General features: G+C 60.7%; 9 protein-coding genes and 2 pseudogenes. 3 read left to right on the top strand and 8 right to left on the bottom strand.

Annotation, left to right across the window (positions count from 1 at the left end; translation table 11 throughout):
- The first annotated feature begins 137 nt into the window (after positions 1 to 137).
- The 3 genes and pseudogenes from B7L09_RS15410 to B7L09_RS15400 form a co-directional block, all read left to right on the top strand.
- Entirely contained in the window at positions 138 to 1,961 is a 1,824-nt protein-coding gene (locus B7L09_RS15410; protein WP_094469547.1) for a glucan biosynthesis protein, read from the top strand.
- Positions 1,954 to 4,524 carry a glucans biosynthesis glucosyltransferase MdoH gene (gene mdoH, locus B7L09_RS15405; protein WP_094469546.1) on the top strand — a complete coding sequence of 857 codons (2,571 nt, stop codon included), beginning with the start codon at positions 1,954 to 1,956 and terminating at the stop codon, positions 4,522 to 4,524. Before B7L09_RS15410 ends, mdoH begins: the two co-directional genes overlap by 8 nt.
- Positions 4,525 to 4,600: 76 nt before the next feature.
- A pseudogene (locus B7L09_RS15400) lies at positions 4,601 to 4,807 on the top strand (peptide ABC transporter ATP-binding protein); the annotation flags it as partial.
- Between the two features lie 123 nt (positions 4,808 to 4,930).
- Here the strand turns inward: B7L09_RS15400 and B7L09_RS32855 are convergent.
- The 8 genes and pseudogenes from B7L09_RS32855 to hisI form a co-directional block, all read right to left on the bottom strand.
- Entirely contained in the window at positions 4,931 to 5,644 is a 714-nt protein-coding gene (locus B7L09_RS32855; RefSeq protein WP_438269329.1) for a methyl-accepting chemotaxis protein, read from the bottom strand.
- Positions 5,645 to 5,788: 144 nt separating this feature from the next.
- A pseudogene (locus B7L09_RS32850) lies at positions 5,789 to 6,847 on the bottom strand (methyl-accepting chemotaxis protein); the annotation flags it as partial.
- Between the two features lie 231 nt (positions 6,848 to 7,078).
- On the bottom strand, positions 7,079 to 7,786 hold the full coding sequence (locus B7L09_RS15390; RefSeq protein WP_094469544.1) for a 16S rRNA (uracil(1498)-N(3))-methyltransferase: 708 nt from the start codon (positions 7,784 to 7,786) through the stop codon (positions 7,079 to 7,081).
- Positions 7,783 to 8,589 (bottom strand): twin-arginine translocase subunit TatC, encoded by an 807-nt coding sequence (gene tatC, locus B7L09_RS15385; RefSeq protein ID WP_094469543.1) that lies wholly within the window; start codon positions 8,587 to 8,589, stop codon positions 7,783 to 7,785. Before tatC ends, B7L09_RS15390 begins: the two co-directional genes overlap by 4 nt.
- The gene (gene tatB, locus B7L09_RS15380; RefSeq protein ID WP_094469542.1) at positions 8,586 to 9,035 is read right to left on the bottom strand and encodes a Sec-independent protein translocase protein TatB; all 450 of its coding nucleotides are present in this window, start codon (positions 9,033 to 9,035) and stop codon (positions 8,586 to 8,588) included. Before tatB ends, tatC begins: the two co-directional genes overlap by 4 nt.
- Positions 9,036 to 9,045: 10 nt before the next feature.
- The gene (locus B7L09_RS15375; protein ID WP_094469541.1) at positions 9,046 to 9,324 is read right to left on the bottom strand and encodes a twin-arginine translocase TatA/TatE family subunit; all 279 of its coding nucleotides are present in this window, start codon (positions 9,322 to 9,324) and stop codon (positions 9,046 to 9,048) included.
- Positions 9,325 to 9,349: 25 nt separating this feature from the next.
- Entirely contained in the window at positions 9,350 to 9,682 is a 333-nt protein-coding gene (locus tag B7L09_RS15370; RefSeq protein WP_094469540.1) for a phosphoribosyl-ATP diphosphatase, read from the bottom strand.
- The gene (hisI, locus tag B7L09_RS15365; RefSeq protein WP_094469539.1) at positions 9,675 to 10,076 is read right to left on the bottom strand and encodes a phosphoribosyl-AMP cyclohydrolase; all 402 of its coding nucleotides are present in this window, start codon (positions 10,074 to 10,076) and stop codon (positions 9,675 to 9,677) included. The genes B7L09_RS15370 and hisI overlap by 8 nt, the downstream gene beginning before the upstream one ends.
- Positions 10,077 to 10,096 lie beyond the last annotated feature (20 nt).

Raw genomic sequence — 10,096 nt, 5'->3', positions numbered from 1 at the left:
TTTTGACTTAGGTAGAGACTTGTCCGGCGACCATTGGGGAATCATTTTGACCCAGGGGAGTCGGAACAATGCTCGCCAACCTGGCATATAGATAGCTGGCCGTTGGTTTTTTGATCTGTTTTCGGCGAGGGTTGCTCGTGATTGTTAGTCCCTGTAATGCACCAAAATTGTCTGCCAAACGGTTACGAAACGCACTGGTAGCGGGCTCTGCACTGCTCTGCCTGCTCAGCGCCGGCCAGATTTGGGCATTCAATCTGGATGATGTATCGGTCAAGGCGAAAGAGCTGGCCGGACAAAAATACGAAGCCCCGCGCAGTAACCTGCCGAACGAATTCCGCGAAATGAAATTCGCGGACTATCAAAAAATTCGTTTCCTCACTGAAAAAGCCGAGTGGGCCGATCAGAAAACCCCGTTCAAGCTTTCGTTCTATCACCAGGGCATGCACTTCGACACGCCGGTGAAAATCAACGAAGTGACCACCGACAGCGTTCATGAAATCAAATACGACCCGACTCGTTTCGATTTCGGCGACGTGAAATATGATCCAAAGTCCACCGAACAACTGGGTTACGCCGGTTTCCGTGTGCTTTACCCGATCAACAAAGACGACAAGCAAGACGAAATCATGACCATGCTCGGCGCGAGCTACTTCCGCGTGGTCGGCAAGGGTCACACCTATGGCTTGTCCGCACGCGGCATGGCGATCGATACCGCATTGCCGTCCGGCGAAGAATTCCCGCGCTTCACCGAATTCTGGATTCAACAGCCAAAACCGGGTGACAANCAGCTGGTGATCTTCGCCTTGCTGGATTCGCCACGCGCGACCGGCGCCTATCGCCTGACCCTGCGCCCTGGCAGCGACACCATCGTCGACGTCAAAGCCCGCATGTTCCTGCGTGACAAGGTCACCAAGCTTGGCGTTGCGCCGTTGACCAGCATGTACCTGTTCGGCGCCAACCAGCCGTCGAAAGTGCTTAATTACCGTCGTGAACTGCACGACTCCAGCGGTCTGTCGATCCATGCCGGCAACGGCGAGTGGATCTGGCGCCCACTGAACAACCCTAAACACTTGTCTGTCAGTAACTTCAGCGTCGAGAACCCGCGTGGTTTCGGCTTGCTGCAGCGTGGCCGCGACTTCAGCCATTACGAAGACCTGGACGACAACTACGACAAGCGCCCAAGCGCCTGGATCGAGCCTGAAGGCGACTGGGGCAAGGGTTCCGTCGACCTGGTAGAGATTCCGACCGCCGACGAAACCAACGACAACATCGTTGCGTTCTGGAGCCCGGCCGAGCTGCCGAAACCTGGCCAGCCGCTGGACGTCGCTTATCGCATGCACTGGACCATCGACGAAGCCGCTCTTCACGCACCGGACAGCGCCTGGGTCCAACAGACCCTGCGTTCCACGGGTGACGTGAAGCAATCCAACCTGATCCGTCAGCCGGATGGCAGCGTTGCCTACCTGGTGGACTTCGAAGGTCCGTCCCTGGCGGCACTGCCGGAAACCGCGGACGTTCGCAGCCAGGTCAGCGTTGGCGACAATGCCGAGCTGGTCGAGAACAGCGTGCGTTACAACNAGCACACCAAAGGCTGGCGCCTGACCCTGCGCATGAAGATCAAGGATCCGGGCAAGCCTACCGAGATGCGTGCAGCACTGGTCGAGAACATCGTGCCTGGCGACCTTTCCAAGAATTCGCTGCCAGTCTCCAACTCTTCTGTTGCCAAGGCCGACAAGGTCGCCGCCAAGCAACAAGAGAAGGCTGACAAGGAAGCCAAGGACGCCAAGCAAGCTGAAGCCAAGCAGGCCGACGCCAAGCCAGTTGCCAATACCAAGGACAAGGACAACAAAGACGCCAAGCAGCCTGTTGCTGCGGACGCGGCCCCAGCCACACCGGAATCGGCAGCGACGGAAGAAGTCCTGACCGAGACCTGGAGCTACCAGTTGCCTGCCGATGAGTAATTCTCAAGTTANGCCNGAGACGCTTGCCGAGTATCTGGCGCATCTACCGATGACCGACCAGCAGCGCGCGGAACTCGCGGGCTGCCAGTCCTTCAGCGAACTGCACCAGCGTCTGTCGTCATCGACGTTCGACGCACCGACCGAGGCTGCCCAAGCCTCGGTGGGCCGTCGCTTGACCCTGAACACTGCGGAAGAACTGGAAGATGCGGAAATGCTGGCGCTCGACGCCAGTGGCCGTGTTTGCCTGAAAGCCACGCCGCCGATCCGTCGGACCAAAGTGGTGCCCGAGCCTTGGCGTACCAACATCCTGGTGCGCGGTTGGCGCCGGATGACCGGTCGCACCAACCCTCCGGCCCCGCCGAAGGACGAGCGTGTATTGCCAGCGGCTCGCTGGCGTACCGTGGGTTCGATCCGTCGCTATATCTTGCTGGTGCTGATGCTCGGCCAGACCATCGTCGCCGGCTGGTACATGAAAGGCATCATGCCGTACCAGGGCTGGTCGCTGGTCGACCTTAACGAAGTGCTGCATCAACCGCTGCTGCAGACGGCCACGCAAGTGCTGCCGTATGCGCTGCAAACCAGCATCCTGATTCTGTTCGGGATTTTGTTCTGCTGGGTGTCGGCCGGTTTCTGGACCGCGCTGATGGGCTTTCTCGANTTGCTCACCGGTCACGATAAATACCGGATCTCCGGTAAAAGTGCCGGGGACGAGCCGATTCCGAAAGATGCCCGTACAGCGTTGGTGATGCCGATCTGCAACGAAGACGTGCCCCGGGTATTTGCCGGTCTGCGCGCGACGTTTGAATCGGTAGCCGCCACGGGCGACCTGGATCGCTTCGATTTCTTCGTCCTCAGTGACAGTAACGAAGCCGACATCTGCATCGCCGAACAGCAAGCCTGGCTCGACGTGTGCCGCGAAGCGGGTGGTTTCGGCAAGATCTTCTATCGCCGTCGTCGCCGTCGCGTAAAGCGCAAGAGCGGCAACCTCGACGACTTCTGCCGTCGTTGGGGCGGTGACTACAAATACATGGTGGTGCTCGACGCCGACAGCGTGATGAGCGGCGAATGCCTGACCAGNCTGGTGCGCCTGATGGAAGCCACGCCGGATGCCGGGATTATCCAGACCGCGCCACGTGCGTCGGGCATGGACACCCTGTATGCGCGCATGCAGCAATTCGCCACTCGCGTGTACGGCCCGCTGTTTACGGCCGGTCTGCACTTCTGGCAGTTGGGTGAGTCGCACTACTGGGGCCACAACGCCATTATCCGCATGAAGCCCTTTATCGAGCACTGCGCCCTCGCGCCGTTGCCGGGTAAAGGTGCGTTTGCCGGTGCGATTCTTTCCCACGACTTCGTTGAAGCAGCGCTGATGCGCCGTGCCGGTTGGGGCGTGTGGATTGCCTACGACCTGCCGGGCAGCTATGAAGAGCTGCCGCCGAACCTGCTGGATGAACTCAAGCGTGACCGTCGCTGGTGCCACGGTAACCTGATGAACTTCCGCCTGTTCCTGGTAAAAGGCATGCACCCGGTGCACCGCGCGGTGTTCCTGACTGGCGTGATGTCCTACCTGTCGGCGCCGCTGTGGTTCTTCTTCCTGGTGTTGTCGACGGCGTTGCTGGCGGTGAACACCCTGATGGAGCCGCAGTACTTCATGGCGCCACGCCAGTTGTACCCGCTGTGGCCGCAATGGCATCCGGACAAGGCTGTGGCGCTGTTCTCCACCACCATTGTGCTGCTGTTCCTGCCTAAATTGCTGAGCATCATCCTGATCTGGGCCAAGGGCGCGAAAGAGTTCGGTGGCAAGTTCAAGGTGACCTTGTCGATGCTGCTGGAGATGCTGTTCTCCATGCTGCTGGCGCCGGTGCGGATGATCTTCCACACCCGTTTCGTGCTCGCCGCGTTCCTCGGCTGGGCCGCGACCTGGAATTCGCCACAACGTGACGACGACTCCACGCCGTGGAGCGAAGCGGTTAAGCGCCACGGCCCGCAAACCTTGCTGGGCTTCTTCTGGGCCCTGCTGGTGATCTGGCTGAACCCGAGCTTCCTGTGGTGGCTGGTGCCGATCGTGGGTTCGCTGATGCTGTCGATTCCAGTGTCGGTGATTTCCAGCCGGGTCAAGCTGGGCCTCAAGTCCCGCGACGAGAGCCTGTTCCTGATCCCCGAGGAATACAATCCGCCGCAAGCCCTGTTGTCGACCGAGAAGTACACCCACGAAAACCGTTGGCACGCCCTCAATGACGGGTTTGTGCGTTCGGTGGTCGACCCGCAGCAAAACGCCTTGGCCTGCNCGCTGGCGACCTCGCGTCACGGTCAGGCCGAGCCGATCGAATGGTTGCGGATCGAGCGTGTGCGTCATGCATTGAAAGTCGGGCCTGACGGCCTGAACAACAATGAGCGTGTGCAGCTGCTGAGCGACCCGGTGGCATTGGCTCGCTTGCACGAGCAGATCTGGAATGAAGGCCACCCCGAGTGGCTGGCCGCCTGGCGCAAATCGGTGAAAGCCGATCCCCATGCGCCGCTGCTACCGCTCAAACCACTGAGTGCACAGCCTCAGTTGGCGTAACAAAGAGCCCCGCTAGCCAGCGGGGCTTTTTTTTGCCTGAACGTTGCCAAACCCTTGTGCAAACGGGCGAGTGCGTTNNGAAGTGCTGGACGTGATGAAGACCCTGGCGCTGGAAGGCATGACCATGGTCTGCGTCACCCACGAGATGGGTTTTGCCCGCGAAGTAGCGGACCGGGTGCTGTTTTTCGATCACGGCAAGTTGCTGGAAGATGCGGCCCCGGCCGAGTTCTTCGATGCGCCGAAAGACCCACGGGCCCAGGCTTTCCTGCGCCAGGTGCTGTAGCGCAGGGCGAGCCTCAGAGCCTGAATTTACCGACCAGCGTCTGCACCGCTGATCCCTGTGGGAGCGGGCTTGCCCGCGATAGCATCACCTCGGTCTCAAGCGAACCGAGGCATTCGCGTCACCTTAAACCTTGAACCGCCCAACCAGCATCTGCAGATGGGTCCCCAACCGCGCCAGCTCAACGCTGGAGGCCGCGGTCTCTTCACTGGCTGCCGAGGTCTGCTCGGACACATCGCGCACGTTCAGCACGCTCCGGTTGATCTCCTCGGCCACTGCGGTTTGCTGTTCGGCAGCGGCGGCAATCTGCTGGTTCATCGACTGAATCGCCGACACTGTGCGAGTGATATTGCCCAGTGCGTTGCCGGCTCGACGAGTCAGTTCGACGCTGCTGTCGGTGAGGCCACGGCTGTTGTCCATGATGGTGGCTACCTGTTGGGTGCCGCTTTGCAGGCCGACGATCAGCTCTTCGATCTCTTCGGTGGACTTCTGGGTGCGCTGGGCCAGGCTGCGCACCTCATCGGCCACCACCGCGAAGCCGCGGCCGGCTTCACCGGCACGCGCCGCTTCAATCGCGGCGTTGAGTGCCAACAAGTTGGTTTGCTGGGCCACCGATTTGATCACGTCGAGCACGCTGCCGATCTTGTCGCTTTCGCGTTTCAGATGGCTCATGGCCTCGGTGGAATTGCCGACCTCGGTAGCCAAACGCTCGATCTGGGCGATGGCTTCACCGACCACCTTGTCACCCTCGCGGGCCTGCTGGTCGGCGGCGACGGCAGCTTCGGAGGCTTCTTCGGCGTTACGCGCGACTTCCTGCACGGTGGCGGTCATCTCGTTCATCGCCGTGGCGACCTGATCGGTCTCGACCTTCTGGCTGTTGACCCCGGCGCTGGTCTGCTCGGTGACGGCCGATAACTCTTCGGCGGCGCTGGCGATTTGCGCAACGCCATCGCTGATCCCGCCGATCAGTTCGCGCAAGCCCAGGGTCATGCTCTGCATGGAGCGCTGGAGCTGGCCCAATTCATCGCGACGTTCGGAAACAAGGTTTTGCGTCAGGTCGCCAGCGGCCACACGCTCGGCCACTTTGAGGGTCTGGTTCAGCGGGATGACGATCTGGCGAGTGATCGCCCATGCCGCCAGCAAGCCAAACGCCAGGGCCAGAACGGTGGCCATCAGCAACAGGTTCTTGGCGTGCGCGGCGTCGGTGTCACGGACGATGGTTTGCGAAACGGTGAGTTTTTTGCTGACGTTGAGCAAGATATCGCCTTGCCCGGCCATGAGCTTGAGGGCGGCGGCGCTGGCCACTTGCGAGTCGCGGAACTGGCTGACGGCGGCGCGGTAGGCTTTGAGCGAATCGGTAGCCTGTTGCAGGTTGGCGATGTGCTGTTCCGGCAGTTTGGATGGCAGGCTTTCGAGGTTCTTCAGGGCGTTGTCGATGGCGTCCAGCGCCGGTTTCTCGGCCTCCGTCTTGCCGCTGTAGGTGTAGCCGCGAACCTGGAAGCGTGATTGCTGAATCAGTTTGCTCAGATCGATCACGCTGTTGAAGTCGGCGACGCTGTCGCCTTGCAGCATGGATTTTTCCACTTCCGCGACGCGGGCCACGGCATTGTCGGCGGTGGCGCCCAGTTTACTGCGGGCGTCTTCGCGGTTGGCGCCGGCCTGGGTCATCGCAATGAAGGCTTGTTTGTACTGGCTGACGGCGGCCAGTTGCTGGTCGATCATCGCCACGTCAGATGGCTGTTCGATCAATTTGCGCGCGGTTTGCAAACCGGCGTCGAGTTGGCTCAGCAGGTCGTTGACGGCGGCCGGGCCTTGTTCACCGCGACGCATTTCGAAGTCCAGGCGCGCCAGGCGCAGGTCTTTGGTCAGGCCGTTGAGGCTGGAGATGAAGCCCAGTTTGTCGCCGCGACTCATCACGCTCGTCAGGCCGGTCCAGCCTGTGAAAGTGATCAGCAACGTTAGCAGCAGCACCAGACCGAAGCCGATCCCCAGTTTGCGATTGACGCTTACATTTCCCAGATTCTCGGCTAGCCAACGGTACATGCTGCTACTCCCTCGGACTACAAATTGGTTTTATGGGGTCTGTATCGGCGGGCGGCGGGGAATCTGTAGGCGTACACATTGGTTGGAACGACAAATTCCCCTGTGGGAGCGAGCTTGCTCGCGATGACGGTGGGCCAGTCAACACATGCGTTTCTGACGGTGGGCCAGTCAACACATGCGTTTCTGGCAGTCCGCTATCGCGAGCAAGCTCGCTCCCACAGGTTCTGTGTCTTAGAAGAGTCGTGCGAGCAGCGCGGTGACGGCGGTTTCAACGCGCAGGATGCGTTCGCCGAGTTGTACCGGTTGCAGGCCGGACTTGGCCAGCAGGTCCACTTCGTAAGGAATCCAGCCACCTTCCGGGCCGATGGCCAGGGTCACAGGCGTATCCAGCCCACGGGGGCAGGCCGGGTAATCGCCGGGATGGCCGATCAGGCCCAGGGTGCCTTCGGTCATGGCCGGCAGGCGATCTTCGACAAACGGTTTGAAGCGTTTTTCGATAACGATTTCGGGCAGGACGGTGTCCCGTGCCTGTTCCAGGCCGAGGATCAGTTGCTCGCGAATCGCCTCAGGCTCCAGAAACGGCGTCTGCCAGAAGCTCTTCTCGACGCGATAGCTGTTCACCAGAATGATTCGTGGCACACCCATAGCCGCCACGGTCTGAAACACCCTGCGCAGCATTTTCGGCCGTGGCAGGGCCAACACCAGTGTCAGTGGCAGCTTGGCCGGTGGCGGCTGGTCAAGGGTGACGCGCAGTTCGGTTTCATCAGCGTCCAGTCGCAGCACTTCGGCCGCACCCATAAGGCCGCCGATACGCCCGACGCGCAGGTTGTCGCCCACCGCAGCGCGGTGGACTTCCTGCATGTGCACCAGGCGCCGATCACGCAATATCACCCGGTCGGCCGCGATAAAGTCGGCCTCTTCAAGGAGCAGCAGGTTCACGGCTGGGTCGCTGGCGGCTGGTCGTTGTGATCGTCTGCCGGCTGGTTGTCCGGCTGATCGTTTGGATGGTCGCCGCGCTTGCTGATCAGACCACCGAACAGGATGCCGATTTCGAACAGCATCCACATCGGCACAGCCAGCAGGGTCTGCGAGAAGATGTCCGGCGGCGTGAGGATCATGCCGACCACGAAGCAGCCGATGATGACGTACGGGCGGACTTTCTTCAGGTATTTGACGTCGACCACACCAATCCACACCAGCAGCACCACGGCCACCGGGATTTCGAAGGCCACGCCGAAGGCGAAGAACAGCGTCATCACGAAGTCGAGGTAGCTGGTGATGTCGGTCATCATCTCCACGCCGGCCGGGGTGGCGGCGGCGAAGAATTTGAAGATCAGCGGGAACACCAGGAAGTAGGCGAAGGCCATGCCGGTGTAGAACAGCAGGATGCTCGACACCAGCAACGGCACGGCGATGCGCTTCTCGTGCTTGTACAGGCCCGGTGCGATAAAGCCCCAGATCTGATGCAGGATCACCGGGATCGCCAGGAACAGCGAGACCATCATGGTCAGCTTCAGCGGCGTCAGGAACGGCGACGACACGTCGGTGGCGATCATCGTCGCGCCGGCCGGCAGGTACTGGCGCAGCGGCGTGGAGACGAAGGTATAGATTTGCTGGGTGAAGGCGAACAGCCCGGCAAAGATGATGAAGATGGCCGCTACGCAACGCAGCAGGCGGGTACGCAGCTCGGTGAGGTGCGAGACCAGCGGCATGTGATGGTCGTCTTCNGGATNATCGCTCATGGGGCTCGCGGCGGCAGTGTTGGGTCATGAGGGGCCGGCGCAACAGGCGCAGCCGCAGGCGTGGCAGGTTCAGCCGGTGGCATTGCAACAACAGGCGCAGGTGCTACAGCGGCGACAACAGGTGTTGGCTCGGCGGCGGGGGCATGAATCGTTTGCTCCGCGACCGGTTCAACAGGCTGAACGGGCGTGGCCTCCTGCTGGGTCGGCGTGAAAATCTTCCGCGCCTCCTGTTCCAGGGACAGGATGTGCTCGTTGTGCAGTTGCCGACGAATCTCGTCGGCGCCGATTTCCCGTTCAACTTCCTGTTTGATGGCGTTGAAACTGCGNTTCAGACGACCGACCCACAGGCCGGCGGTGCGCGCAGCACCCGGCAGACGTTCNGGCCCCAGCACCAGCAGGGCCACAAGGCCGACGAGCAGCAGTTCAGAGAAGCTGATACCAAACATTAGTCAGTGCTCACGAGTCTTTGCGGGTCGGCTCTTCGACTTTTTGCGCCTGCACGTCAATGGTGTGCGGCTGGTTCACGGACTGAGTGGTCTGTGGCTGAACAGGTGGAACCGGTTGCGCCGGGGTAACGGTAGGGTCGGCCGGTTTTTCGTCATCGTTCATGGCTTTTTTGAAACCCTTGATCGACTCGCCCACGTCGGTGCCCAGGTTCTTGAGTTTCTTGGTGCCGAATACCAGAACGACCACCACGAGAATGACGATCCAGTGTTTCCAGTCAAAAATGCCCATGCTGCAATTCCTCTGTAAAAGTTATTCAGGCGGACGGGCGCGAGGCCTTTTCGACGTGCCCGGACAAGCCGAAGCGACGGTCCAGTTCATCCAGCACGGCCTGCGGATGCTGCCCCAGTTGGGCGAGCATGACCAGACTGTGGAACCATAAGTCAGCGGTTTCGTAGATCACATCGCTGCAATCACCGCTGATCTGCGCGTCTTTGGCGGCGATGATCGTCTCGATGGATTCTTCGCCAAGTTTTTCCAGAATCTTGTTCAGGCCCTTGTGGTACAGGCTGGCGACATAGGAGCTGTCGGCATCCGCGCCTTTGCGGTCTTCCAGCACCTCGGCCAGACGGGTCAGGGTGTCACTCATGGGTGTGTCCTGCGGAATAAATGGCGTGCGGGTCCTTGAGCACTGGATCGACGGTTTTCCAGTCGCCGTTCTCGAAGACGCGGTAAAAGCAGCTCTGGCGACCGGTATGGCAGGCGATGTCACCGATCTGCTCGACCATCAGGATGATCACGTCGGCGTCACAGTCCAGGCGCATCTCGTGCAGGGTTTGCACGTGCCCGGACTCTTCGCCCTTGCGCCACAGTTTGCCACGCGAACGTGACCAGTAAATGGCGCGCTGCTCAGTGGCGGTGAGGCTCAGGGCCTCGCGGTTCATCCAGGCCATCATCAGTACGCGCCCGGTCTTGTAGTCCTGGGCAATNGCCGGCACCAGGCCGTCTGCGTCCCACTTGATCTCGTCCAGCCAGTTTTTCATCTTCGACTCCGACAGCGGGT

This window comes from Pseudomonas mandelii (assembly GCF_002251635.1).
Classification (GTDB): domain Bacteria; phylum Pseudomonadota; class Gammaproteobacteria; order Pseudomonadales; family Pseudomonadaceae; genus Aquipseudomonas; species Aquipseudomonas mandelii_B.
This window is presented reverse-complemented; position numbering and strand designations above follow the sequence as displayed.